The sequence below is a fragment of the Stenotrophomonas sp. 115C5 genome, from assembly GCF_056861055.1.
In genome coordinates, this window is sequence record NZ_JBSPUQ010000005.1 from 205,042 (window position 1) to 229,295 (window position 24,254).

The window sequence follows — 24,254 nt, forward strand, 5'->3', positions numbered from 1 at the left end:
GCCACTGCGCCTGCCCTGCGCGAGGCCGCGCATGATCCGTCGCCTGCACGACACCAACGACCTGGTGCGCGCATTCCCGCGCGTGCATTTCGTCGGCATCGGCGGCACCGGCATGAGCGGTATCGCCGAAGTGATGCTGACGCTGGGCTATGAAGTGTCCGGCTCGGACAACGCCGACAACGCGGCGACCCGCCGCCTGGCCAGCCTGGGTGCGCGCATCATGCGCGGCCACTCGGCGGCCAACGTGCTGGGCACCGACTGCGTGGTGGTCTCCAGTGCCATCCGCGAAGACAACCCGGAACTGATGGAAGCGCGCAGCCAGCGCATTCCGATCATGCCGCGCGCAGCGATGCTGGCCGAACTGATGCGCTTCCGCCGTGGCATCGCCGTGGCCGGTACCCATGGCAAGACCACCACCACCAGCCTCACCGCTGCGGTGCTGAGCGAAGGTGGCCTGGACCCGACCTTCGTGATCGGTGGCCAGCTGCTGGCTGCCGGCGCCAACGCCAAGCTGGGCGGTGGGCAGTGGCTGGTGGCCGAGGCCGACGAAAGCGATGGCAGCTTCCTGCGCCTGAATCCGCTGATGTCGATCATCACCAACATCGATGCCGATCATCTGGAGAACTACGGCAACGACTTCGCCCGCGTGCAGGCGGCGTTCGCCGAGTTCCTGCAGCGCCTGCCGTTCTACGGCCTGGCGGTGCTGTGCATCGACGACCCGGAAGTGGCTGCACTGGCCGCCAAGACCCCGCGCCACGTGATGAGCTACGGCATGAGCCCGCAGGCCGACGTGCGCGCCGAGAACGTGGTGCAGGAAGGCTCGCGCATGCGCTTCACCCTGCGCCTGCCGCAGGGCACCAGCCAGGAAGTGGTGCTGGCGCTGCCGGGCAAGCACAACGTGCTGAACGCGCTGGCCGCCGCTGCAGTGGGCTGGCAGCTGGGCGTGGCGCCGGATGCGATCGCACGTGCACTGGAAAGCTTCGCCGGCGTTGGTCGTCGCTTCAACGATCTGGGCGAGGTGACCACCGCCAGCGGTGCCAAGGTCCGCATCATTGACGACTACGGTCATCACCCGAGCGAACTGGAAGCCGTGTTCGCCGCCGCCCGCGGTGGCTGGGCCGACAAGCGCCTGGTGGTGGCCTTCCAGCCGCACCGCTACAGCCGTACCCGCGACCAGTTCGACAAGTTCGCCGCGGTGCTGTCCAGTGTCGACGCGCTGGTGCTGAGCGAGGTCTACCCGGCCGGTGAAGAGCCGATTGCCGGTGCCGATTCGCACGCGCTGGCCCGTGCCATCCGTGCGCGCGGCCGCAGCGAGCCGGTGGTGGTGGGCAAGGCTGCCGAACTGGCCAGCGTGCTGCCGGACGTGCTGCAGGACGGCGACCTGCTGCTGATGATGGGGGCGGGCGACATCGGCGCCGTGGCCACCCACATCGCGGTGGAAGGCTTCAAGGGGGAGGGCGAGGCGTGAGCACCCTGACCTTCCCGCCGCTGCACGTGACCGACCCGGCCCGCTTCGGCCGCGTCGCCGTGCTGCTCGGTGGCACCTCCAGCGAACGCGAGGTATCGCTGGATTCCGGCCGCAACGTGCTCGAAGCCCTGCAGTCACGCGGCGTCGATGCGTTTGCCGTGGACGGCATCCCGGCGCTGGCCAAGGCGCTGGCCGCCGGCGGCATCGATCGCGTGTTCAACATCCTGCATGGCCACAACGGTGGTGGTGAGGACGGCATCGTGCAGGGCCTGATGGACGCCTTCGGCGTGCCGTACACCGGCTCGAACGTGCTGGGCTCGGCGCTGAGCATGGACAAGATCCGCACCAAGCAGGTGTGGCTGTCGCTGGGCCTGCCGACCCCGCAGTACCGCAAGGTCACTGCCGAGGACGTGCACGCCAATGCCGCCGAACTGGGCCTGCCGGTAGTGGTTAAGCCGGCCAACGAAGGTTCCAGCGTGGGCATCAGCCGGGTGACCGATGATGCCGGCCTGGATGAGGCCGTGGCGCTGGCCGCGCGCTACGATGGCCAGCTGCTGATGGAACAGATGGTGGTCGGCGACGAACTGACCGTGGCCATCCTCGGTGACGTCGCGCTGCCGTCGATCCGCATCGTGCCCAAGGGCCAGTGGTACGACTACAACGCCAAGTACATCGCCGAGGACACCCAGTACCTGTGCCCGGGCCTGGACGGTGGCGACGAAGAAGAAATCCGGCGCATCGCACTGGCCGCGTTCCGTGCCGCCGGTTGCCGTGGCTGGGGCCGCGTGGACGTGATGCGTGACCGCAGCAGCGGCCGCTTCTTCCTGCTGGAAGTGAACACCGCGCCGGGCATGACCAGCCATTCGCTGGTGCCCAAGGCCGCGGGCCAGGCCGGCATCAGCTTCGAAGAGCTGGTGTGGCGCGTGCTGGAACAGACCCTGGAGGCCTCGCACGCATGAACGCGGTGCTGCGCATCTTCGTCTGGCTGTTGGCGCTGTCGGTGGTTGCACTGCCGGTGGTGGCCGTGGTCAATGGCTGGGTCGGCGCCGAGCGCTGGCCGCTGGCGAAGCTGCGCGTGCATGGTGAGTTCAAGCGGGTGCCGGCCGAGCAGCTGCAGCAGGTGCTGCTGCCGTATGCGCACGCGGGTTTCTTCGCGGTCAAGCTGCAGGACGCGCAGGACGCGCTGGAACAGCTGCCGTGGGTGGAAAGCGCGCAGGTGCGCAAGCAATGGCCGGACGTGCTGGAAGTGACCCTGGTCGAGCACAAGCCGTTCGCACGCTGGGGCAGCGACCGCCTGGTTTCCGAGCAGGGCAAGTTGTTCCCCACGCCGAAGAAGCTGGCCGATCTGGCGCTGCCCGAACTGGATGGCCCGGACAGCCAGACCGAAGAAGTGATGAAGCTGTACAGCGACTCGCGTGCATTGTTCGCACCGGCCGGCGTCGATGTGCGCCGGGTGACGATGGATGCACGCGGCAGCTGGTCGCTGGTGCTGAGCAACGGCACCGAAGTGGTGGTCGGCCGTGACGACGCGCGCTCGCGCATGCAGCGCTTCGTCAAGGTGCTGCCGCAGCTGAACCGCCAGGACGCGCCGATCGAGCGCGCCGACCTCCGTTACACCAATGGTTTCACGCTGAGCTGGGGTACCCCGGCCACGCCGGCGAAAACGCCGGCGACCCCAGCCAGCAGGACGCAGGAAAGGACATGAATCGCAAGGGTGACAAATCGCTGATCGTTGGCCTGGACATCGGCACCTCCAAGGTGGTGGCGCTGGTGGGCGAGTATTCGCCGGGCAACCCGATCGAAGTGATCGGCATCGGCTCGCACGAGTCGCGCGGTTTGAAGCGCGGCGTGGTGGTGGACATCGAATCGACCGTGCAGTCGATCCAGCGCGCGGTGGAAGAAGCCGAGCTGATGGCCGGCTGCGAGATCCGCTCGGTGTACGCCTCGATCTCCGGCAACCACGTGCAGTGCAAGAACTCGCCGGGCATCGTGCCGATCCGCGACGGGGAAGTGACCTGGGGTGACCTGGATCGCGTGCTCGATGCGGCCAAGGCGGTGGCGATTCCGGCCGACCAGAAGATCCTGCATGCGATCCCGCGCGAGTACGTGCTGGACGATTCGCAGGAAGGCATCCGCAATCCGGTCGGCATGACCGGCGTGCGCCTGGAGGTGCACGCGCACCTGGTGGTGTGCGCGCAGTCGGCCGCGGCCAACATCAGCAAGTGCGTGCAGCGCTGCGGCCTGCAGGTGGATGACCTGGTGCTGTCCTCGCTGGCCTCCAGCGTGGCGGTGCTGACCGCCGACGAGCGCGAGCTGGGCGTGGTGCTGGTCGACATGGGCGCCGGCACCACCGACATCGCGGTGTTCGTGCAGGGTGCGATCTGCCACACCGCCTCGCTGCCGATCGCTGGTGACCACGTGACCAACGACATCGCGCACATGCTGCGCACGCCGACCCCGGAAGCCGAGCAGATCAAGGTGCGCTACGCCTGCGCCCTGGCCCAGTTGGCCACCGCCGAGGAAAGCATCCAGGTGCCGTCGGTGGGCGACCGCCCGCCGCGCCGCATGCCGCGCCACTCGCTGGCGCAGGCGGTGCAGGGTCGTTACGAGGAGATCTTCGAGATGGTGCAGGCCGAACTGCGCCGCTCCGGCTTCGAGGAACTGGTGCGCGCCGGCATGGTGCTGACCGGTGGTGCGTCGAAGATGGAAGGCGTGGTCGAGCTGGCCGAGGAAATGCTGCAGATGCCGGTGCGCGTGGGCATTCCGCAGCACGTCACCGGCCTGGGCGAAGTGGTGGGCAACCCGGTGCATGCCACCGGCGTGGGCCTGCTGCTGATGGGCAGCCAGATCGAGCATCCGCGCCGGCCGTCGCTGCCGACCGGGCGCGCTGGAAGCATGTTCAAGAAACTCAAGACCTGGTTCCGCGGCGAGTTCTGACGCGGAATCCGCAAACCTGGGCATCGCCCAGGCGCAACACCCGCAGTACCCGCATCACAGGGCAATACCGGCAACACACAACCCACACAGCCGCAACGTCGGCATGCAGCAGGACGGCAGGACGCCCGAATGCCCATGCCAGCCAAAGCGGATACAACGAGGACACGGACATGGCGCATTTTGAACTGATCGAAAAGATGGCACCCAATGCGGTGATCAAGGTGGTTGGCGTGGGCGGCGGCGGCGGCAATGCCGTGGCGCACATGGTCAACTCGGCAGTGGACGGCGTGGAATTCATCACCGCCAACACCGACTCGCAGGCCATCAAGAATTGTGGTGCCAAGCTGCAGCTGCAGCTGGGTACCAACGTGACCAAGGGCCTGGGCGCAGGCGCGAACCCGGAAGTCGGCCGCCAGGCCGCGCTGGAAGACCGTGAGCGCATCATGGACGCCCTGCAGGGCGCGGACATGGTGTTCATCACCGCCGGCATGGGCGGCGGCACCGGCACCGGTGCTGCACCGGTGGTGGCGCAGCTGGCCAAGGAAATGGGCATCCTGACCGTGGCCGTGGTCACCAAGCCGTTCCCGTTCGAAGGCCGTCGCCGCATGCAGGTGGCGCTGAAGGGCATCGAGGAACTGAGCCAGCACTGCGACTCGCTGATCACCATCCCGAACGAGAAGCTGATCACCGTGCTGGGCCGCAACGCGACCATGATCCAGGCCTTCCGCGCTGCCAACGACGTGCTGCAGGGCGCCGTGCAGGGCATCGCCGACCTGATCGTGCGTCCGGGCCTGATCAACGTCGACTTCGCCGACGTGCGCACCGTCATGTCCGAAATGGGCCTGGCGATGATGGGTACCGGCACCGCCCGTGGCGATGACCGCGCCCAGGCCGCCGCCGAATCGGCGATCCAGAACCCGCTGCTGGACGACGTGAACCTGGCCGGTGCCAACGGCATCCTGGTCAACATCACCGCCGGCGCCGACTTCACCATGGCCGAGTTCGACGAGATCGGCCGCACCATCGACGGCTTCGCTTCGGAAGACGCCACCGTGGTGGTCGGCACCGTGCTCGACCCGGACATGCAGGACGAAGTGCGCGTGACCGTGGTGGCCACCGGCCTGAACCGCGTGTCGGCCAGCAAGACCCAGCGTCCGGGCGAGCGTGCGCCGATCAAGCTGGTCCGCAACGCCACCACCGGCCAGCCGGAGTTCGGCGACTTCGACAACGGCGGCGACGCCGTGTCCAAGGCCGTCGGCGGCATGGGCCTGGGCCTGCGTCGCGCCAGCAGCGATACCGCGGCCGCTTCGACCCCGTCGGCCCCGGCCTCCTCGGCCCCGGCCGCAGCGGAACTGCCGAACGACTACCTGGACATCCCGGCCTTCCTGCGCCGCCAGGCGGACTAAGCGGGGCGGCCCGGGGTTGTCCTCCCCGGGTTGCGCCACCATGTCCTGAAAACGCGGGCGCCGGGCCAGGATGGGCCCGGCCGCCCTGCTTCATGTGCGTCCCATTGGCGCGCCGGTGTGTCCTGCCTGCCTTTCAGCCGGGGTAGGGGACCGTGCGTGTTAATCTAATGTGTCACTTCCGGTCCATCCCCCATGATCCAGCAACGCACCCTCAAGAACACGATCCGCGCCACCGGCGTTGGCCTGCACAGCGGTGACAAGGTCTACATGACCCTGCGCCCGGCACCGGTCAACCATGGCATCGTGTTCCGTCGCGTGGACCTGGATCCGGTTGTGGAAGTGCCGGCCAAGGCCGAGCTGGTCACCGAAGTTACCCTGTGCACCGGCCTGACCTGCAACGACGCCAAGATCCAGACCGTCGAACACCTGATGTCGGCGCTGGCCGGCCTGGGTGTGGACAACATCATCGTCGAACTGTCCTCGGCCGAGCTGCCGATCATGGACGGTTCGGCCGGCCCGTTCGTGTTCCTGCTGCAGTCGGCGGGCATCGTGGAACAGGATGCGCCCAAGCGCTTCATCCGCGTGCTGAAGACCGTGGAAGTGACCGAGGGCGACAAGGTGGCCCGCTTCACCCCGTACGAGGGCTACAAGCTGGGCTTCACCATCCAGTTCGACCATCCGATGATCCCGGCCAAGCAGTCGCGCCAGGAAATCGAGTTCTCGACGCTGGCCTACACCAAGGAAATCTCCCGCGCGCGCACCTTCGGCTTCATGCGCGACCTGGAATACATGCGCGAGCGCAACCTGGGCCTGGGCGGTTCGATGGACAACGCCATCGTGCTGGACGAGTTCCGCGTGCTCAATGAAGACGGCCTGCGCTACGCCGACGAATTCGTGCGCCACAAGATCCTCGACGCGATCGGCGACCTTTATCTGGCCGGTGGTCAGGTGCTGGGTGCCTACGAGGGCTTCAAGTCGGGTCACGCCCTCAACAACAAGCTGGTGCGCGCGCTAATGGCCGACGCTACCGCCTGGGAATGGGTCAGCTTCGACTCGCCGGCCACGCCGGATCCGGTGGAATATGCCACTCCGGCCTACGCCTGATTCCTGCAGGTTGTTGAATTGAAAGACAAAAACGCCGCCTTCGAGGGCGGCGTTGTCGTTTCAGGTGTCTTCGTCGCATTCAGCATGCTTGACGCGCGTCAAGGCCGGTTCGAGGTCACGGTTTTGTGAACCTGTTGGATCGGAAGCCTGAATTTAACGTAGTTTTAACAACAATCTAACGACAGGCCCCCGGATGGCAGCTAGGATGCGACCCGGCCCCCGAAATGTTTCACGCCGTGGTGACACGCGCGACGGGGAGCGGAGCCGGATGCTCCGTTGTCGTCAGGACCGCTTCTTCGGCTTCGAAGGAACGTCCTGCAGGCAAGCCAAGGCGTCGCGTAGCCCTTTGTGCGTGGCGGCTGAAACTGCGTGGGGTCCATTCCGGTTGTCGAGCGCTGGGGAGCGCGTGGGAGTGGGAGACGCAGTCTTGATGGTCACCTTGGTGGCCTTCAGCCCGATGGAACGGGCCGCGTCGAGCAACTGGGCTTCGGCAAGCCGCAACTTGGCATGCCAGACCGGGGACTCGACGAGAAAAACGAGGTGTTCCCCGTCCACATTGGCCAGCCGGCAACGGCTGCGCAGAGGTGGCGGCAACTGGGGGCGCAACTGACGGTCCAGCGCGTCGAGCCACAAGGCACGCCGCAGCGGGTTCCCGCTTTTGTCCGCCATCACCGCATCCAGCGCCGGCTTCGGCACTGACGCGGGGCGAACGCTGGATTTCGGCTCAGACATGAAAACTCACTGATGGCATTCAAAAAGATCGTAATCAAAACGCGTGAAGGACAGGCCAAATCGTCGCCCATCGCGCGTTTGCGGTTCTATTTCGAGGACCGCCCCCGCGCCCTGCTGGGCAGCGTGCTCGGGGTAGGCTGCATTATCGGCCTTGCCGGTGGCATTGGCGCCAGCGCGCTGAATGACTCCCGCCTGCAGGCCAAGGTCGAGCGCCAGGATGCGGAGCTGGCCAAGGTCAAGCGCGATGCGCAGACCCAGGTCAACGCGCTGGCGGCCCGCCTCGGCGAGCTGCAGGCCCAGGCCACACGCCTCAACGCCCTCGGCGAACGGCTGACCCAGATGGGCAAGCTGGAAGACGGCGAGTTCGACTTCAACGAGACCCCCGGCCTCGGTGACGGTGACGCCGGCGGCCCGACCAGCGACATCCCGGTCAAGGACGTCAACGCCGACTTACAGCTGCTGGAGCAGCGCTTCGCTGCTTCAGGCCGCCAGTTGTCGGTGATGGAATCGCTGATGTTCGACCACCAGCTGCAGCAGAACGCCGTGCCCTCGCGCATGCCGATCCGCAACAGCTATGTGACCTCCGGTTTCGGCACCCGTGCCGACCCGTTCGGCCGCGGTGCCGCCACCCACAAGGGCATGGACTTCCACGCCAAGGTCGGTGACCCGGTGATGGCCGTGGCCGAAGGCGTGGTCAGCTTCTCCGGCGTGAAGGGCGGCTACGGCAACGTGGTCGACGTCGACCACGGTAACGGCTACGTCACCCGCTATGCGCACAATTCGCGCCTGGTGGTGAAGGTCGGCGACCTGGTCCGTGCCGGGCAGGAAGTGGCCAAGGCCGGTTCCACCGGTCGTTCGACCGGCGCCCACGTGCACTTCGAGGTGTGGGAGAACGGCAACGTGGTCAACCCGCGCAAGTTCCTCGGCGACGGCGGCAACACGCCGGTCGGCCGCGTCAGCCGCGGCTGATCCCCGGTCCGGGGGCGGATCCCATTCGCCGTGGCGAAAGGGATCCGACCCCGCATTCGTGTTTCTTTGCCGAATCCGGGGCGATCGCGACCGGATCGGCGCTTGAAACCTCAGCCGGCCGTCCCAAGCTACAATGGGTGTTGCCATCGACAGGGCGCCAGGCGCCCTGTTTCGTTTGCGGCGGACGGATCCCAAGGGGGAGGCCGGGCGTCGTGTCCATCCAACCCGGTTCCTTCAATGATCAACAGCCTGCTTACCCGCGTATTTGGCAGTCGTAACGAACGACAGCTGCGCCAGCTCAACCGCATCGTCGCCAAGATCAATGCGCTGGAGCCGGAGATCGAGAAGCTTTCCGACGAGCAGCTTCAGGCCAAGACGCCGGAGTTCAAGCAGCGCATCGCCGATGGTGAAGCCCTGGACAAGGTGCTGCCGGAAGCGTTCGCGGTCTGCCGCGAAGCCGGTCGCCGCGTGCTGGGCATGCGCCACTACGACGTGCAGCTGATCGGCGGCATGGTGCTTCACTTGGGCAAGATCGCAGAAATGCGCACCGGTGAAGGCAAGACCCTGGTGGCGACCCTGCCGGTGTACCTCAACGCGCTGGAAGGCAAGGGCGTGCACGTGGTCACCGTGAACGACTACCTGGCGCGCCGTGACGCCGCGCAGATGGGCAAGCTGTACAACTGGCTGGGCCTGAGCGTGGGCGTGGTGTACCCGGGCATGCCGCACAGCGACAAGCGCGAAGCCTACGCCTCGGACATCACCTACGGCACCAACAACGAATTCGGTTTCGACTACCTGCGCGACAACATGGCGCTGTCCAAGGCCGACCGCTACCAGCGCGGCCTGCACTACGCCATCGTCGACGAAGTCGACTCCATCCTGATCGACGAAGCGCGTACCCCGCTGATCATCTCCGGCCCGGCCGATGATTCCCCGGAGCTGTACATCCGCGTCAACCGCGTCGTGCCGAACCTGGTCAAGCAGGAAGTGGAAGACGGCGAGGGCGACTTCTGGGTCGACGAGAAGGGCAAGCAGGTGCACCTGTCCGAAGCGGGCATGGAGCACGCCGAGCAGCTGCTGGTCGAGGCCGGCATCCTCGACGGCGAGACCGAAGGCCTGTACGCGCCGCAGAACCTGACCGTGGTCCACCACCTCAACGCCGCACTGCGCGCGCACGCGATCTACCAGCGTGACGTGGACTACATCGTGCGCGATGGCGAAGTGGTCATCGTCGACGAGTTCACCGGCCGCACCCTGTCCGGCCGCCGCTGGTCCGATGGCCTGCACCAGGCCGTGGAAGCGAAGGAAGGCGTGCCGGTCCAGCGCGAGAACCAGACGCTGGCGAGCATCACCTTCCAGAACCTGTTCCGCATGTACAAGAAGCTGTCCGGCATGACCGGTACGGCCGATACCGAAGCCTTCGAGTTCCAGAGCATCTACGGCCTGGAAGTGGTGGTGATTCCGACCAACCGCCCGACCATCCGCAAGGACAGCCCGGACCAGGTGTTCCTCAACCGCAAGGGCAAGTTCAATGCGGTGCTGGCCGACATCGAAGAGTGCGCCAAGCGTGGCCAGCCGGTGCTGGTGGGTACCACCTCGATCGAAACCTCGGAAATGCTGTCCGAGCACTTGCGCAAGGCGGGCGTGAAGCACGAAGTGCTCAACGCCAAGCAGCATGACCGCGAAGCGACCATCGTCGCCAATGCCGGCCGTCCGGCGGCCGTGACCATTGCCACCAACATGGCCGGCCGTGGTACCGACATCGTTCTGGGCGGTTCGCTGGAAGCGGAAATCCACGAGCTGGGCGAAGGTGCCACCGACGAGCAGAAGGCCGCGGTCAAGGCCGAATGGCAGAAGCGCCACGAGGCCGTCAAGGCTGCCGGCGGCCTGCACATCGTCGGTACCGAACGCCATGAATCGCGCCGTATCGACAACCAGCTGCGTGGCCGTTCGGGCCGCCAGGGTGACCCGGGTTCGTCCCGCTTCTACCTGTCGCTGGAAGACAACCTGATGCGCATCTTCGCCTCCGACTGGGTGCAGAAGGCCATGCGCATGATGGGCATGAAGGAAGACGACGTCATCGAAGACCGCCTGGTCAGCCGCCAGATCGAGAAGGCGCAGCGCAAGGTCGAGGCCCACAACTTCGACATCCGCAAGAACCTGCTGGACTTCGACGACGTCAACAACGACCAGCGCAAGGTGATCTACGCCCAGCGCGACGAACTGCTGGACGCCGAGTCGGTGAAGGACAACGTCGACGGCATCCGCGACGACGTGATCTTCGACGTGGTGGCCCGCTTCGTGCCGCCGAACTCGATCGACGAGCAGTGGGACCTGCGTGGCCTGGAAGCGACCCTGGAGTCGGACTTCGGCCTGCAGATGTCGCTGACCGACCTGGTCAAGTCGCACGAAGAGCTGGACGCCGAAGCCATCGCCGCCAAGGTGCAGGAGCGCGTCAACCAGCACTTCGCCGAGAAGGAAGCCGGCGTGGGCGAAGAGACCATGCGCGCACTGGAGAAGCACGTGATGCTGACCGTGCTGGACCAGAGCTGGAAGGAGCACCTGGCCCGCATGGATTACCTGCGCCAGGGCATCTACCTGCGTGGTTACGCGCAGAAGCAGCCGAAGCAGGAGTACAAGAAGGAAGCCTTCGAACTGTTCTCGGACATGCTGGAGAACGTCAAGCGCGAAGTGGTGACCCTGCTGTCGCGCGTGCGCATCCGCAGCGACGAGGAAGTGCAGGCGCTGGAAGCGGCCGAACGCCAGCAGGCCGAAGCCCGCCTGAGCCAGTCGCAGTTCCAGCACCAGGACGTGGGCGGCTACAGCGCCGACGAGGAAGCCGCGCAGGTGCAGGCTGCCCAGCAGGGCATCGCACAGGTGCAGCGCGACGAGCCGAAGATCGGCCGCAACGATCCATGCCCGTGCGGCAGTGGCAAGAAGTACAAGCATTGCCACGGCCAGCTGAGCTGACCCCGAAGAGCCCCGCGAAAGCGGGGCTCTTCTTTTATGGCGGCTGTTTCGCAGGGCTGATCCGGCCCGATCCGAGATTGCGCGGGCCGCCCTGTTCTGGGCATGCTTCCTCCATGCCTTCCCCCACCCGATCGATCCACGTTGTGGCCGCCGTCATCACCGACGCCCGTGGCCGCGTGCTGCTCAACCGCCGTACCGAGAACCGCGACATGGCCGGCCTGTGGGAGTTCCCCGGCGGCAAGCGCGAATCCGGCGAGACCTCCGAACAGGCGCTGGTGCGCGAGCTGCGCGAGGAACTGGGCATCGAGGCCGATATCGGCGAGTGGCTGATGGACGTGCCGCAGCGCTATCCGGACAAGCATCTGACCCTGGAGGTGCGCCACGTGCGCAGCTGGAAGGGAACCCCCCGGGGCCGTGAAGGGCAGGCCATTACCTGGGTGGCGCCGGACAAGCTGGGCCGCTATTCAATGCCACCGGCAGACCTGCCGGTGGTGGCCGCCCTGCGCCAGCCTGACAGCTACCTGATCACCCCGGCGCCGGCGGATGATGAGGGCGGCATGCAGCATTGGCACGAACAGCTGCAGCGCGCGGTGGCCGCGGGCCAGCAGCGCATCCAGCTGCGCTTGCCGACGGCGCATCCGCAGCGCCAGGCGATGGTCGAGCAGGCCCTGCGCGCGCATCGTCGCAGCGGGGTGCAGTGGCTGCTCAACCGCGATATCGAGCTGGCACGCGCACTGGGCGTGGGCGTGCATCTGGGCAGCGAGCAGCTGCTGGAGCTGTCGCAGCGTCCGCTGCCCGAAGGCCAGCTGGTGGCCGCGTCCTGCCATGACCTGCAGCAGCTGCAGGCCGCACAGCAGTTGGGCTGCGACTTCGCCGTGCTGGGTCCGGTGCAGGCCACGGCCAGCCATCCCGATGCCGTGCCGCTGGGCTGGGATGCCTTCGCCGAGCTGCGTGCGCAGGTGTCACTGCCGATCTACGCGCTGGGTGGCATGGGTAGTGGCCACATCAGTGAGGCGCGTCGCCATGGTGGGCAGGGCATCGCCGCCATTCGTGCGCTGTGGCCGGCGTGATGTCAGGGTCGGATCATCGCAACGCGGGGCTCTGACCCTCCCGATCACAGCGTGATCCAGAAACACCCGTACTGCCGCCGCAACCCCAGCACCGTCGAAGCGCGCGACACGCTGCCGGGCAAGGTCTGTTCCAGGCGCAGGCCGATCGGATGGCGCGCTACAGAGGCCACAGGGTCGGATCCCTGCGCAGCTGGGTTCTGGCCCTCATCCTGCGATTGCGGCAGCGCCTGCGAGGGATACACCGGCACCACGTCCACCAATGGCCGCCGCGCCAACGATTCCAGCTGGCCGAGGATGCGCTGCGCACCCGCATCGGAGACCGCGCCCCACAGGTACAGCGAGGACAGCCGGTTCACATCGTTGCTGAGGATGCCAGTACGCAGCGCATCCACCAGTTCGCTCAGCCGCCGCGGGCAGCGTGCTCCCAGGGTGTCGCGCTGCAGGGTGCTGCCGGCGGGCGCAGGCGGCGGCAGCCGCGACTGCGCACCCACACTGTCGCAGGGCCGGTCGGTATACACGCTCTGGCCTTGGGCATCGGTACAGCGGTTCAGGCGCGTGGACTGTGCGTGGGCGACGCTCGACAGCACGCACAGCGGCAGCAGCAACAGCAGGAAGGAAAGCCGGATCATCGCCACAGGGTAGCGCCGATCACGCTGGCGCGCCGTGCGCTCAGCCCTGCAGCAGCTTCAGCACCGAGGTGGTCGGCTTGGCCAGGTTCAGTGTATAGAAGTGCAGGCCGGGTGCGCCGCCTTCGATCAGGCGCTGGCACAGCCGGGCCACCACTTCAGTGCCGAATGCGCGCACTGACTCCGCATCATCGCCATAGGCCTGCATCTTGCGGCTGATCCAACGCGGAATCTCCGCACCACACTGTTCGGAGAAGCGACGCAGCTGGCTGAAGTTGGCGATCGGCATGATGCCGGGGGTGATCGGTACCTGCACGCCCAACCGCCGCACTTCGTCGACGAAATGGAAGTACGCGTCCGGGTTGAAGAAGTACTGGGTGATCGCCGCATCGGCACCGGCATCGATCTTGGCCTTGAAGTGCTTCAGGTCGGCCAGTGCATCGGAGGCCTGCGGATGCGTTTCGGGGTACGCGCCCACTTCGATATGGAACGCATCGCCGTGCTCGGCGCGGATGAAGTCGATCAGTTCGGCGGCATAGCGCATGTCGCCGGGAAAGCCCATGCCCGACGGCAGGTCGCCGCGCAGCGCGACCAGGCGGCGGCAGCCGATGGCGCGGTACAGCTTGAGCAGCTCGCGGATTTCCTGGCGGGTGCCGCCCACGCACGACAGGTGCGGCGCGGCATCGAAACCGTGGTGCTGGTTGAGATGGCGCACGGTTTCGGAGGTGTAGCTCAGGGTCGAGCCACCGGCGCCGAAGGTACACGACACGTACTCGGGGCCGTAGTCCTTCAGCTTGGCCGCGGCGCGGTCCAGCTGGCTGCGCTGTTCGTCGGTCTTGGGCGGATAGAACTCGAAGCTGATGGCAGTCATGGCACGGGCGGTGGCGGCGGGGGCGGGTCAGTATATCGCTTCATCAAGATGGATGTTTGACGGCTGCGTGAGGGCAGGCCATCCGTGGCACGCGACCGTTCGCCCCGGTGTCCGGCCGTTGCTCCGAAATCGCAACCGGGACGCCTCGGCCCGGCCCACGCTGCTCCCATCCCGGCAACATCCACCCGACGAAGGAGCAGACGATGAAGATCTTCCTGGCACTGTGGTACGCAATGAAGGCGCTGGCCCGGCTGGCGATGATTGGCATGGCGATGGCCGTGCTTGGCTCCGGTTCGGCCCATGCGGCGGCCGCCACAGGCACCGGCAAGGTGCAGGTCGAGGTGGTCGGCAAGGGCCGTCCGCTGCTGATGATTCCCGGTCTCAACAGCAGCGCCGAGGTCTGGCGCGAGACCTGCCTGGCGCTGAAGGACGTGCAGTGCCATCTGGTGCAGCTGCCCGGTTTTGCCGGCGCCGAAGCCGCTGATCCGCGCCCGGCCGAGTTCCTGCCGGCGATGCGTGGGCAGCTGCTGGCCTACCTGCATGACCAGCACCTGGGCCCGGTGGTGGTGATCGGACACAGCCTGGGTGGCCTGCTGGGCATGCAGATGGCGCAGGCCCAGCCGACGGCGGTCAGCGCACTGGTGGTGGTCGATGCACTGCCGTTCCTGCCAGCCGCGCGTGACCCGAAGGCCACCGCAGACAGCGTGCGCCCGATGGCCGACCAGCTGCGCAAGGGCATGCTCGCTGCCGACGCCCCGCAATGGCAGGCGCAGTTGAAGGCGGGCCTGCCGGGCATGACCCGTGATCCGCAGCGCCAGGCCGAGCTGGGCCGCTGGGGCGAAGGCAGTGACCGCCAGACCACCGCCGATGCCATGCATGCGGTGATGACCACCGACCTGCGCGACAGCATCGCCTCGATCAGCGCACCGACGCTGGTGCTGGGCAGCTGGGCCGGCTACCAGCCGATGGGCGGCACCGAGGACAGCACCCGCGCGGTGTTTCAGGCGCAGTACGCGAAACTGAAGGGCGTGCAGATCGCGATGAGCGCACAGGGGTTCCACTTCCTGATGTGGGATGATCCGCGCTGGCTGCAGGAGCAGGTGCAGCGTTTCCTCGCCGCGCACCCCTGACCCTTGTCCTCGCCGAGAGCCCGCATGGACGCCACCACCTCATCCCGCCGCTTCTGGACGCTCAATGCACTGGCATGGGCGGGTTATGCGATGTACGGGCTGTGGGCCGGGATGCGGATCGGCGGCGGCGTGGTGTTCAGCGGCATCGTGTTGATCACCGTCAGCGTGGCCGCCTGCCTCTGGGTGTGCAGCGGCATGCTGCGCGCGATGGCGCTGCGCCAGCGCTGGTGGGAGGGGAGCCTGGGCAGCCTGGTGTTGAAACTGGCCGCCGGTGTGGTGGCCGGTGCCAGCGTCGCACAGGCGATGACGGCGGCGCTGCTGCTGCCGGCGCTGGCACTGGGCTGGGTGCAGCTGCCTGGCGGCCACGCGGATTACCGGTGGTCTTCGCTGCTGGTGTACTGGATGAACACCGCGTTGTTCCTGCTGATGTGGACCGGCCTGTGGGCCGGCCTGCACGGTCTGCGCCGGGCGCGCCACAGTGAACTGGCCCGGCTGCGCGCCGAAGCCGAACGCAGCGCACTGGAGCGCGATGCACTGCGCGCACGGCTCAACCCGCACTTCATGTTCAATGCGCTGAACAACCTGCGCGCGCTGATCCTGGAAGATCCCGAGCGTGCGCGTGACATGGTCACCCGCCTGTCGCGCACACTGCGCCAGGCGCTGGCGCACAACCGCAGTGAGCAGGTCACGCTGGCCGAAGAACTGGCGGTGGTGGACGACTATCTGGCGATCGAGGCGATCCACTTCGAGCAGCGCCTGCAGGTAGCTCGGCGCATCGATGCTGACGCCCTGCAGGCGCAGTTGCCGGCGATGGCGCTGCAGCTGCTGGTGGAGAATGCGATCAAGCACGGTATTGCCAGCCGCCCCGGTGGTGGCGAGGTACAGATCCAGGCCACGCTGGACGGCGATGTATTGCGACTGCAGGTGGACAACCCGCTGGGCAGCGCCAGCGAGCCTGCCGACGGGCATGGCGTCGGCCTGGCCTACCTGCGTGCGCAGCTCGGTTCTCGCGGCCGTTTCACCCTGCAACCGGTCGGCGACCGCATGCAGGCCCTGCTGGAGATTCCACAATGAGTGCCACGCTGCGTGTGTTGATCGTTGATGATGCGCGGCTGGCGCGGCAGGAGCTGCGCACGCTGTTGTCGGCGCTGCCCTGGGTGCAGTGCGTGGGTGAGGCCGACGATGTGCCTGCCGCGCGCGAGGCGATCGCCACGCTGGCGCCGGACCTGGTACTGCTGGATGTGCAGATGCCTTCCGGCAGTGGGTTCGATGTGCTGGACGGCCTGGACACGGTGCCGGCGGTGGTCTTCGTTACTGCCTACGACACCTACGCGGTGCGCGCATTCCAGGCCAACGCGCTGGACTATCTGATGAAGCCGGTGGAAGCGCCCCGGTTGCTGGAGGCGCTGGAGCGGGCACGCCAGCGCGAAGTGGCTTCAGCCGAAGCGCCAGAGATGCGTGGCACGCTGGGCGCGCAGGACCAGGTGTTCGTGCGCGAGGGCGAACGCTGCTGGTTCGTGGCGGTCTCCGAGATCCGCCGGCTGGTGGTGGATGGCAACTACACCCGGTTGTGGTTCCGCGACCAGAACGCCTTGCTGACCCGCAGCCTGAGCGCACTGGAAACACGCCTGCCGCCGGATCTGTTCTTCCGTGCCAACCGCAATACCCTGGTCAACCTGCGCCGCATCCGCGGCGTGACGCCCAGCATCGGCGATGGTTACGACCTGACGCTGGATGACGGCAGCGAGGTGGAGGTGTCGCGCCGGCAGGCGCGTGAACTGCGTGAACGGATGGCGTTGTAGGGGCCGCTACAACTCGGCACTGACGGGGCTGGACCGCCGGAGGCGCTTCATGCCTCGGCTGGCTGCCCCCTCAAGCGGGCCATCACCCCGCCACCGCCTTGCTGGATGACCAGTTCGAGCCCGTAGTGGCTGCACAGTCGCCGCATGATATCCAGGCCCAGGCCGTTTCCCTCGCTGCCATCACGCTTGTCGAATGGCCGCGGCTCGGGCCAGTTGCCAAGGAAGGGTGAAGTACCTGCCGTGTTGTGCACCAGCAGCTGAGCGTCCTGCCATGCAATCAGGACCTGGCCCTGCGTGGTATGCGCGAACGCATTGCCGACCAGATTGGCCAGGACTACGCGCAGGGCCGCCTCGGGCGCGCGCAGCGTGGCCCCTTCGGGCACGGTCAGCTGTACCTCGACTGGCCGTGCAGCCAGCAACGGAGACTGCTCGATGATCACCCGTTCCAGCAGCGGCACAAGTTTGACCGGCGGAGCGCCGTGGCTGGCGGTTTCCTCGCGAGCCAGCGCCAGCAGCGCCGCAATGGCCTGTTGCAGCTGCAGTGCCGAAAGACGGATATGCTGCACATGCTGGCGGCCACGCTCGGACAGGCCCGACTCGCTGGCCAACTGGCTCGCCGCACTGGAGATGACGCTCAAGGGGGTGCGCAGTTCGTGGCTGGCATCGCGCGTGAACGCGTGTTCGCGGGCAACGAAGGCAGCGACGCGTGCGGACAATCCATCCAGCGCGCGCGCGAGCACGCCAATCTCGTCATCATCGAAACGTGCTGCCAGGCGCACGCCGGGGCCTGGTTCCGGCTTCAGCGCTTCAACCTCTTCGACCAGCGCGTAGAGCGAGCGTGTGCTGCGATGGGCGAGCCAGATGCCGAGGACAATCGCCGCCATCAGGACCAGCAGTGCTGTGCCGGCGAGCAGCATTACGACCCGATCGCGGATCGGCCGGACCACCAGTTGCGCACTGACCTCCGACACAAGCCAAGCAGGGCGGGCGCCGGCCGGGGGATCGATCCGCTTGAGATGGTAGTGCCGGCCATCGACACCCGCGAACTCTGAGCGCCACGGTTCCTTTACGAACCCGCTGCGCAGATCGTCGGGGAAGGTAGAGGGTGAACGATGCAGCTGGATTGCGGCATCGGCAGGTGTGCGCCAGTCCCCTTCGTGCGCGTACCGGGCGAGCTGAGTGCGTGCTTCACGGTCCAGTTGGGCGTTGAAGATGCTGTCTTCCACCACATACATGAACACCAGCGAGTAGGTGCCGAACACCATGGCGGTGAACAGCGCGAAGGCTGTGAATGTGATCAGCAGTCGACGGCGCAGGTGCTGGGTGGGCCGCGGTTTCATGGCGAAGCTTCCAGACGGAAGCCGACACCGTGGACGGTGCGCAGCATCTCGCCTTCGAACGGCCTGTCCAGTACCTGCCGCAACAGGTACAAATGCGAGCGCAGCGGATCGGAAGGAGGTGCTTCGTCCCCCCACAGGCGTTGAACGAGCTCGCTGCGGGTGACGGTTCGCGGCCAGGCCTCGGCCAGTACGAGCAGGATGCGCTGCGGAACCTGTGCCAGCTCCAGCAGCAATCCCGCGCGCCAGGCCTGGCCGCTGCGGCGGTCGATGTTCAACGGTCCAATCTGCAGGAGGTTCGGTTGGCCCACGCGATGGCGGCGGGCGAGGGCGAGACAGCGGGCGAGCAGCTCGGCATCGTCGAAGGGCTTGACCAGATAGTCATCCGCGCCCGCAGCGAAGCCCTGCAGCTTGTCGTCGATCGCATCGCGTGCGGTCAGCATGAGGACGGGGACGTGCCGATCACTGCACTCGCGCAACCGACGGCAGACCGTCGTACCATCGGTGCCCGGCAACCCGATATCGAGCAGCAGCACATCCGGCGGTGACGCCAGCGCCAACTGCAGCCCGACGTGTCCGTCAGCGGCGAAATCGACCAGATGGCCATGCACCTGCAGCATGTCGATGATGGCCGAGGCCAACGGCAGGTTGTCTTCAATCAACAGCAGGCGCAGGCGCTCGGCGTCCATGGTCAGGGCTGCATGCGGGCCAGGAGAGCGTTAGCTTCGTCCAGACCGGGCTGCTTTTCCAGCACCGCCAGTACCTGCGAACGGGCCAGATCGGTCCAGCCCAGGCGCCAGTGCGCTTCTGCCATCGCAACCTGCAGCCTCGGCTCGTCCATATGCGGGCTGGCCAACTGCATGATGGACAGCGCGTCGGCGGTCGCAGTGGCGTCCTTTGCCGCTTTCAGCTGGTAGAAACCCAGCATGCCGATCAGCTCGACGTGATGGTCGGACGGGCGCTGCGCCAGTATCTGCGCCGCCTGCCCATCGCGCTGCTGCAGGTGCTGCTCCACCAGCGCCATGCTGCGTTCATCGCGCCATGCCTGCCGTGCCAGTGGCACACGCCCGCTGGCGCGCACGAAGGCGTCAGCCAGTGCGGCGGTCGAGAACGGGTTCTGACCGGTCAGCAGGCGTCCATCGACTACGACCTTGGGCATCATCAGCGGTGCCTCCTGCCAGCGTGCGCCCAGCTCGCGCATGCGCGGTTCAAGCTGGAACGCGAATTCCTTCGCCCAACGTTTGCCGAACAGTGCTTCTTCCTCTTCCGTGAATCCGGTCATGGCGCGGCCTTCCACCATGGCCCGGCCATCGGGAAGGCGAACACCTGCCAGTGCGGCCGGACCATGGCATACCGCCGCGACCAGTCCACCCTGCTGCCAGATTCCGGCAATCGTGGCATGCAGGGCCTTGTCGGCCGGAAGGTCGAACATGGCACCCTTGCCGCCGATCACCAGGACGCCCTGGTAGTCGCTGGCGCGCAGTTGTGCAGTGGGCAGCGTCGCGGCAAGCTTGCCCATTGCCTGGGAATCGGCAAGGACGGCTGAGTTGAAGGCCTCGGTGGGGTTGTACTTGTCAGCCTCGACGGCGCCGCCACGCGGACTTGCCACGTCGATGTCGAAGCCGTTCTGCTTGAGGATGAGCCAGGCCTGGGCGAATTCGTCCATCTCGAAGCCCGGGCGGGTCTTCCCTTGGTCCCGGCCTTCGCTGCTGACAACGAGCAGCACCCGCGATGCTGCGGCAGACGCGGAAGATGGGGTCATGGCAGGGAGGAGAAGGACGGCCAGCAGGCCGGACAGCAGGGGGGAGCGGAAGCGGTTCATGCAGGATTCTCCGGGAGATGTACGCGCACTGTGGCCGGCAAATGTGAAGCAGACTTCAAGCGCATCGACCGTTACCCTGAGGGCCTGTTCCCGCTCGTGCATGCCATGTCCATCGTCCTCACCGATTTCGCCCGTCCCCGTCTGTTTCCGCGCGTGCCGCGCGGCAACACCATCCAGGACTGCACTGCCGAGCAGTTCGAGGCACACCTCAACGCGCATGCGCCGCTGAAGGTGCTCGACGGCTACGCCCCGTTCTGCAAGCTGTTCGTCTACGAGAACTGGACCAGCACGCGCTGCCTGACGGTGCCGGTCACCGAGGCCAACCGCCATCTGCTGCGCAGTGGTTACGAGGCACGCAACCGCGAGGAACTGCCGGTGCTGGTGCGCTGGTTCGAGGGCGTGGAATCACCGCGTGCGAACTACCTGGTGGTGATCCTGTACAGCGCTGGGCAGCTGGCGAAGGAAGGTTCACCGATCGAGGCCGAGTGGGGCATCGTCGGCTGCATCTACACCGCCGAACCGGAAGAGGTGCCGATGGCGCCGATCACGATGATGCGCAATGCGCTGGGCGTGGAGGAGGGCGGTTCCGGTGTGCCGCTGGACCGGGAGGCCTACCGGCGCTCGGTGGCGTTCTGGGAGAACAACGCCAACTGGCGGCCCTGAGCCCACGCTGTGGCCGGACAGCCGGCATGTGAACAGGGTGACGGCAGTGGAGCGCTACCATGGCGGTGAATCAACGCAGGGAGCACAGGGATGAATGTTCGCAGCTGGATGCCGTTTGCATGGGTCGCCGCAGGCCTGCTGGCCGCAAGTGAAAGCTCGGCAGCAAAGTACGATGCAGGCGCTGCCTGTGGGGCCCTGTCCGACGTGACGCTGATCCGCGACGCGGGCGTGGGTTCACTGCAGGCGCAGGCAACCTCGGGGCGTTGCACGTTCCATGTGGAGGCGGATGACGCAGCAGCGCTTTCGCGTCAGCAGTCGTTGCTCCAGAGCGTGTCGGCGATTGCCTGTGGTGGGCCAGCCACCACCCGGCCTTCGCAAGGGGCTGCGGGCTTCGACCTGCAGATGCCTGCGCGTTGCCCGCTCTCTTCCAGCACGCCGTTGATTGCCCGGGAAGGAGGCTGGCACCAGCGGCGGCTCTCGTCGGTCCCGGCGTATCCTGCGGCCGCCATGCGCGAAGCCCAGCAGGGCGGTGTCGAGCTGATGCTGCTGCTGGATGCACAGGGCAAGACCCAGGCGATCATCCTGTCCCGGTCCAGTGGGTACCCACTGCTCGATGCGGCGGCGCTCAAGCACGCGCGTGACTGGCGTTATGAGCGTGAAGCGGCGGGCAAGGCGCCAAACATGAGCCTGATACGCGGAACGGTCACGTTCAAGCTCAACTAGGGCGTCTGCAGGGCGGGCTCGGCCTTCCACTCCCACCAGCGGTAGTGGTACTCGCGCTCGGTCGCGCTCCATGGCTGCGCGCAGCAGGTGCACGTCAGCCGGTAGCATTCGCCCCAGCCGTCCTCCGCTTCGCCCCGTGCACGCAGCTGAACGTGACCTTGTTCCAGCAGCGGCTCGGGGCTGAAGAACACATAGGAAGGGTAGAGCGCGCACAGGCAGCCTTCGCGCGCCTGCCAGTAGCGCAGCCGTTGCAGGGCCGCCTTGAGGTGAGCCTGGTTGCTGATCAGCATGCCGCCAAGGGCGACGCCCTGGCAGCTGCGTTCAATCGTATCCGCATGCGCGCTCAACGCCTCCAGGGATGCGGGAGTGAACAATCGGGCGACGGTGCGTGCGGCATCGGTGATGCGCGTTGCGTCGCGCGACAACAGGTCCTGCAGCAGCACATCGGCCTGAGCATCCTCAAGCCGGGGCGACGGCGCTGCGGACCACGGCCAGCGCATCAACGTGCCTTGCCGATCGCCGCGTAGTGGCCGGCGGTGAGGCGCAGCAGGTCAGCCGGCGCCAGTTCCACTTCCAGGCCGCGGCGACCGGCGCTGACATGCAGCGCGGGCAATGCCTGCGCGCTGGCATCCAGGAAGGTGCGCAGGCGCTTCTTCTGCCCGAGCGGGCTGATGCCACCGACCAGGTAACCGGTCGCGCGCTGTGCGGCGTCGGCGGCGGCCATCTCGCACTTCTTGCAGCCGGCCGCTTCGGCCAATGCCTTCAGGTCCAGCTGGCCGGCCACCGGCACGATGGCCACCAGCAGTTCGTGTGCCTCGGTGCTGGCCAGCAGGGTCTTGAACACCTGGGCCGGATCGAGGCCGAGCTTGTCGACGGCTTCGCCGCCATACGATTCGGCGTGGGCGTCGTGCACGTAGCTGCGCACGGTGTGGGCGATCTTCTCGCGCTTGAGCAGGTTGATGGCCGGGGTCATGGGGGCATCGTAGCGCGCGCTGAGAGTGCTGCCTTGACCGAGGCTATTGGCCCCCACTCTGGTGGATGCGTGATGTTCGGCCGTGCGCAAACGCTGAACGGGCGCCCGAAGGCGCCCGTCCGTGTCGCATGCACCGGAAGTGCGGGCCGTTGGCCGGCACCTCACAGTCATCAGTAGCGGTAGTGGTCCGGCTTGAACGGGCCTTCCACCGGCACGCCGATGTAGTCGGCCTGTTCCTGGCTCAGGGTGGTCAGCTTCACGCCGATCTTTTCCAGGTGCAGGCGGGCCACTTCTTCGTCCAGCTTCTTCGGCAGCAGGTAGACCTTCTTCTCGTAGCTGTCCTTGTTCGCCCACAGGTCGATCTGTGCCAGGGTCTGGTTGGCGAAGCTGTTGGACATCACGAAGCTCGGGTGGCCGGTGGCGCAGCCCAGGTTCACCAGGCGGCCTTCGGCCAGAAGGAAGATCGCGTTGCCGTTCGGGAAGATGTACTTGTCCACCTGCGGCTTGATGTTGACGTGCTTGATGCCGGCGAACGACACCAGCGCATCGACCTGGATCTCGTTGTCGAAGTGGCCGATGTTGCAGACGATGGCCTGGTCCTTCATCGCGCTCAGGTGCTCGATGCGGATGATGTCCTTGTTGCCGGTGGTGGTGACGTACAGGTCGGCACGGCCCAGGGTCGATTCGATGGTGTTGACTTCATAGCCTTCCATCGCCGCCTGCAGGGCGCAGATCGGGTCGATCTCGGTGACGATCACGCGCGCGCCATAGGCACGCAGCGAGGCGGCGCAGCCCTTGCCCACGTCACCGTAGCCGCAGACCACGGCCACCTTGCCGGCCAGCATCACGTCCATCGCGCGCTTCAGGCCATCGGCCAGCGACTCGCGGCAGCCGTACAGGTTGTCGAACTTGCTCTTGGTGACCGAGTCGTTGACGTTGATCGCCGGAATCAGCAGGGTGCCGGCCTGGGCCAGCTGGTACAGGCGGTGCACGCCGGTGGTGGTCTCCTCGGAGACGCCCTTCCAGTCCTTGACCACGCGGCCCCAGTAACCCGGGCGCTCCTTGGCGACGCGCTTGAGCAGGTTCTTGATGACCTGTTCTTCGTGCGAGGCGGAGGCGGTGTTGACCCAGTCGCTGCCGTTTTCCAGCTCGTAGCCCTTGTGGATCAGCAGGGTCACATCACCGCCGTCGTCCACCACCAGCTCCGGGCCGGTCAGGGTGCCGTCGGCCAGGGTGAAGGTCAGCGCGTCCAGGGTGCAGTCCCAGTACTCTTCCAGGGTCTCGCCCTTCCACGCGAACACCGGGGTGCCGGTGGCGGCGATCGCCGCAGCGGCGTGGTCCTGGGTCGAGAAGATGTTGCACGAGGCCCAGCGCACGTCGGCGCCGATGTCCTTCAGGGTCTCGATCAGCACTGCGGTCTGGATGGTCATGTGCAGCGAGCCGGTCACGCGCACGCCCTTCAGCGGCAGGCTGGCGGCGTGCTTGCGACGGATCGACATCAGGCCCGGCATTTCGTGCTCGGCGATGTCCAGTTCCTTGCGGCCCCAGTCGGCCAGCGTGATATCGCGGATCTTGTAATCACCTTCGGTGGAGAAGGTCTTGGCAACAGCGTTCATTCGTGTGCTCCGGTTGTGGACGAGCGGGTGCTCGC

General features: G+C 66.7%; 22 protein-coding genes and 1 pseudogene. 14 read left to right on the forward strand and 9 right to left on the reverse strand.

The genetic code is table 11. The features are described from left to right. Nucleotides 1-31 precede the first annotated feature (31 nt). The 6 genes and pseudogenes from murC (at nt 32) to lpxC (ending at nt 6,915) form a co-directional block, all read left to right on the forward strand. Entirely contained in the window at nt 32-1,468 is a 1,437-nt protein-coding gene (gene murC, locus AC13FN_RS09100; protein WP_482984611.1) for a UDP-N-acetylmuramate--L-alanine ligase, read from the forward strand. Beyond that, a complete protein-coding gene (locus AC13FN_RS09105) occupies nt 1,465-2,427 on the forward strand; it encodes a D-alanine--D-alanine ligase (protein ID WP_049435615.1) in 963 nt (320 codons plus the stop codon). Before murC ends, AC13FN_RS09105 begins: the two co-directional genes overlap by 4 nt. Further along, a pseudogene (locus AC13FN_RS09110) lies at nt 2,424-3,101 on the forward strand (cell division protein FtsQ/DivIB); the annotation flags it as partial. The gene AC13FN_RS09105 and the pseudogene AC13FN_RS09110, both read left to right, overlap by 4 nt. 68 nt (nt 3,102-3,169) lie before the next feature. Further along, entirely contained in the window at nt 3,170-4,405 is a 1,236-nt protein-coding gene (gene ftsA, locus AC13FN_RS09115) for a cell division protein FtsA (protein ID WP_005408083.1), read from the forward strand. Nucleotides 4,406-4,575: 170 nt separating this feature from the next. After that, the gene (ftsZ, locus tag AC13FN_RS09120) at nt 4,576-5,811 is read left to right on the forward strand and encodes a cell division protein FtsZ (RefSeq protein ID WP_286070961.1); all 1,236 of its coding nucleotides are present in this window, start codon (nt 4,576-4,578) and stop codon (nt 5,809-5,811) included. Between the two features lie 192 nt (nt 5,812-6,003). Further along, a complete protein-coding gene (lpxC, locus tag AC13FN_RS09125) occupies nt 6,004-6,915 on the forward strand; it encodes a UDP-3-O-acyl-N-acetylglucosamine deacetylase (RefSeq protein ID WP_004143722.1) in 912 nt (303 codons plus the stop codon). A gap of 282 nt (nt 6,916-7,197) precedes the next feature. Here the strand turns inward: lpxC and AC13FN_RS09130 are convergent, their stop codons facing one another. Continuing rightward, a complete protein-coding gene (locus AC13FN_RS09130; protein WP_029379786.1) occupies nt 7,198-7,647 on the reverse strand; it encodes a DciA family protein in 450 nt (149 codons plus the stop codon). 12 nt (nt 7,648-7,659) lie between these two features. On the opposite strand from AC13FN_RS09130, the gene AC13FN_RS09135 reads away from it, so the two are divergent. From AC13FN_RS09135 to AC13FN_RS09145, 3 genes are all read left to right on the forward strand, one after another. Further along, nucleotides 7,660-8,616, forward strand: coding sequence for a M23 family metallopeptidase (locus AC13FN_RS09135; protein WP_312392541.1), 957 nt, complete (start codon nt 7,660-7,662; stop codon nt 8,614-8,616). 237 nt (nt 8,617-8,853) lie between these two features. Then, the gene (gene secA / locus AC13FN_RS09140) at nt 8,854-11,586 is read left to right on the forward strand and encodes a preprotein translocase subunit SecA (protein ID WP_049435610.1); all 2,733 of its coding nucleotides are present in this window, start codon (nt 8,854-8,856) and stop codon (nt 11,584-11,586) included. 113 nt (nt 11,587-11,699) lie between these two features. Next, nucleotides 11,700-12,656, forward strand: a complete 957-nt coding sequence (locus AC13FN_RS09145; RefSeq protein ID WP_197643471.1) for a Nudix family hydrolase — start codon at nt 11,700-11,702, stop codon at nt 12,654-12,656. A 44-nt stretch (nt 12,657-12,700) separates the two neighbouring features. On the opposite strand, the gene AC13FN_RS09150 is transcribed toward AC13FN_RS09145, so the two are convergent. Then, on the reverse strand, nt 12,701-13,285 hold the full coding sequence (locus AC13FN_RS09150; protein ID WP_482984610.1) for a DUF4124 domain-containing protein: 585 nt from the start codon (nt 13,283-13,285) through the stop codon (nt 12,701-12,703). 40 nt (nt 13,286-13,325) lie between these two features. Further along, complete coding sequence (gene metF, locus AC13FN_RS09155; RefSeq protein WP_004143823.1) at nt 13,326-14,153, reverse strand: methylenetetrahydrofolate reductase [NAD(P)H]; 828 nt, start codon at nt 14,151-14,153, stop codon at nt 13,326-13,328. Nucleotides 14,154-14,356: 203 nt separating this feature from the next. Between metF and AC13FN_RS09160 the strand changes: the two genes are divergently transcribed. From AC13FN_RS09160 to AC13FN_RS09170, 3 genes are read left to right on the forward strand one after another with little or no spacing between them, the layout of a single operon-like run. After that, nucleotides 14,357-15,283 carry an alpha/beta fold hydrolase gene (locus AC13FN_RS09160; protein ID WP_049435607.1) on the forward strand — a complete coding sequence of 309 codons (927 nt, stop codon included), beginning with the start codon at nt 14,357-14,359 and terminating at the stop codon, nt 15,281-15,283. 24 nt (nt 15,284-15,307) lie between these two features. Then, a complete protein-coding gene (locus tag AC13FN_RS09165; RefSeq protein WP_049435606.1) occupies nt 15,308-16,357 on the forward strand; it encodes a sensor histidine kinase in 1,050 nt (349 codons plus the stop codon). After that, complete coding sequence (locus AC13FN_RS09170) at nt 16,354-17,085, forward strand: LytR/AlgR family response regulator transcription factor (RefSeq protein ID WP_217015139.1); 732 nt, start codon at nt 16,354-16,356, stop codon at nt 17,083-17,085. The genes AC13FN_RS09165 and AC13FN_RS09170 overlap by 4 nt, the downstream gene beginning before the upstream one ends. A 47-nt stretch (nt 17,086-17,132) precedes the next feature. Here AC13FN_RS09170 and AC13FN_RS09175 read toward each other — a convergent pair whose 3' ends face one another. The 3 genes from AC13FN_RS09175 to AC13FN_RS09185 form a co-directional block, all read right to left on the reverse strand. Then, on the reverse strand, nt 17,133-18,350 hold the full coding sequence (locus AC13FN_RS09175; protein ID WP_482995108.1) for a sensor histidine kinase: 1,218 nt from the start codon (nt 18,348-18,350) through the stop codon (nt 17,133-17,135). Nucleotides 18,351-18,421: 71 nt separating this feature from the next. After that, on the reverse strand, nt 18,422-19,111 hold the full coding sequence (locus AC13FN_RS09180; RefSeq protein WP_054171025.1) for a response regulator transcription factor: 690 nt from the start codon (nt 19,109-19,111) through the stop codon (nt 18,422-18,424). Between the two features lie 2 nt (nt 19,112-19,113). Next, nucleotides 19,114-20,244, reverse strand: coding sequence for a type 1 glutamine amidotransferase domain-containing protein (locus AC13FN_RS09185; protein WP_482984609.1), 1,131 nt, complete (start codon nt 20,242-20,244; stop codon nt 19,114-19,116). A 105-nt stretch (nt 20,245-20,349) separates the two neighbouring features. Here AC13FN_RS09185 and AC13FN_RS09190 point away from each other — a divergent pair, with 105 nt between their 5' ends. Both AC13FN_RS09190 and AC13FN_RS09195 read left to right on the forward strand, forming a co-directional pair. Continuing rightward, the gene (locus AC13FN_RS09190; RefSeq protein WP_049435658.1) at nt 20,350-20,907 is read left to right on the forward strand and encodes a DUF3228 family protein; all 558 of its coding nucleotides are present in this window, start codon (nt 20,350-20,352) and stop codon (nt 20,905-20,907) included. Between the two features lie 204 nt (nt 20,908-21,111). Further along, on the forward strand, nt 21,112-21,630 hold the full coding sequence (locus tag AC13FN_RS09195) for an energy transducer TonB (RefSeq protein ID WP_197578271.1): 519 nt from the start codon (nt 21,112-21,114) through the stop codon (nt 21,628-21,630). Here AC13FN_RS09195 and AC13FN_RS09200 read toward each other — a convergent pair. The 3 genes from AC13FN_RS09200 to ahcY form a co-directional block, all read right to left on the reverse strand. Continuing rightward, a complete protein-coding gene (locus tag AC13FN_RS09200) occupies nt 21,627-22,130 on the reverse strand; it encodes a hypothetical protein (protein ID WP_054171028.1) in 504 nt (167 codons plus the stop codon). The genes AC13FN_RS09195 and AC13FN_RS09200 overlap by 4 nt on opposite strands. Further along, complete coding sequence (gene ybaK, locus AC13FN_RS09205) at nt 22,130-22,603, reverse strand: Cys-tRNA(Pro) deacylase (RefSeq protein ID WP_053442525.1); 474 nt, start codon at nt 22,601-22,603, stop codon at nt 22,130-22,132. The genes AC13FN_RS09200 and ybaK overlap by 1 nt, the downstream gene beginning before the upstream one ends. Before the next feature lie 170 nt (nt 22,604-22,773). Beyond that, nucleotides 22,774-24,219 (reverse strand): adenosylhomocysteinase, encoded by a 1,446-nt coding sequence (ahcY, locus tag AC13FN_RS09210; RefSeq protein ID WP_019338084.1) that lies wholly within the window; start codon nt 24,217-24,219, stop codon nt 22,774-22,776. Between the last annotated feature and the right edge of the window lie 35 nt (nt 24,220-24,254).

Excerpts from the sequence above, each read along its gene's own strand:
- murC (WP_482984611.1), top strand. The coding sequence starts at position 32 with ATGATCCGTCGCCTGCACGACACCAACGACCTGGTGCGCGCATTCCCG.
- ftsA (WP_005408083.1), top strand. The coding sequence starts at position 3,170 with ATGAATCGCAAGGGTGACAAATCGCTGATCGTTGGCCTGGACATCGGC.
- ftsZ (WP_286070961.1), top strand. The coding sequence starts at position 4,576 with ATGGCGCATTTTGAACTGATCGAAAAGATGGCACCCAATGCGGTGATC.
- lpxC (WP_004143722.1), top strand. The coding sequence starts at position 6,004 with ATGATCCAGCAACGCACCCTCAAGAACACGATCCGCGCCACCGGCGTT.
- AC13FN_RS09130 (WP_029379786.1), bottom strand. The coding sequence starts at position 7,647 with ATGTCTGAGCCGAAATCCAGCGTTCGCCCCGCGTCAGTGCCGAAGCCG.
- AC13FN_RS09135 (WP_312392541.1), top strand. The coding sequence starts at position 7,660 with ATGGCATTCAAAAAGATCGTAATCAAAACGCGTGAAGGACAGGCCAAA.
- secA (WP_049435610.1), top strand. The coding sequence starts at position 8,854 with ATGATCAACAGCCTGCTTACCCGCGTATTTGGCAGTCGTAACGAACGA.
- AC13FN_RS09145 (WP_197643471.1), top strand. The coding sequence starts at position 11,700 with ATGCCTTCCCCCACCCGATCGATCCACGTTGTGGCCGCCGTCATCACC.
- AC13FN_RS09150 (WP_482984610.1), bottom strand. The coding sequence starts at position 13,285 with ATGATCCGGCTTTCCTTCCTGCTGTTGCTGCTGCCGCTGTGCGTGCTG.
- metF (WP_004143823.1), bottom strand. The coding sequence starts at position 14,153 with ATGACTGCCATCAGCTTCGAGTTCTATCCGCCCAAGACCGACGAACAG.
- AC13FN_RS09160 (WP_049435607.1), top strand. The coding sequence starts at position 14,357 with ATGAAGATCTTCCTGGCACTGTGGTACGCAATGAAGGCGCTGGCCCGG.
- AC13FN_RS09165 (WP_049435606.1), top strand. The coding sequence starts at position 15,308 with ATGGACGCCACCACCTCATCCCGCCGCTTCTGGACGCTCAATGCACTG.
- AC13FN_RS09170 (WP_217015139.1), top strand. The coding sequence starts at position 16,354 with ATGAGTGCCACGCTGCGTGTGTTGATCGTTGATGATGCGCGGCTGGCG.
- AC13FN_RS09175 (WP_482995108.1), bottom strand. The coding sequence starts at position 18,350 with ATGGTGTTCGGCACCTACTCGCTGGTGTTCATGTATGTGGTGGAAGAC.
- AC13FN_RS09180 (WP_054171025.1), bottom strand. The coding sequence starts at position 19,111 with ATGGACGCCGAGCGCCTGCGCCTGCTGTTGATTGAAGACAACCTGCCG.
- AC13FN_RS09185 (WP_482984609.1), bottom strand. The coding sequence starts at position 20,244 with ATGAACCGCTTCCGCTCCCCCCTGCTGTCCGGCCTGCTGGCCGTCCTT.
- AC13FN_RS09190 (WP_049435658.1), top strand. The coding sequence starts at position 20,350 with ATGTCCATCGTCCTCACCGATTTCGCCCGTCCCCGTCTGTTTCCGCGC.
- AC13FN_RS09200 (WP_054171028.1), bottom strand. The coding sequence starts at position 22,130 with ATGCGCTGGCCGTGGTCCGCAGCGCCGTCGCCCCGGCTTGAGGATGCT.
- ybaK (WP_053442525.1), bottom strand. The coding sequence starts at position 22,603 with ATGACCCCGGCCATCAACCTGCTCAAGCGCGAGAAGATCGCCCACACC.
- ahcY (WP_019338084.1), bottom strand. The coding sequence starts at position 24,219 with ATGAACGCTGTTGCCAAGACCTTCTCCACCGAAGGTGATTACAAGATC.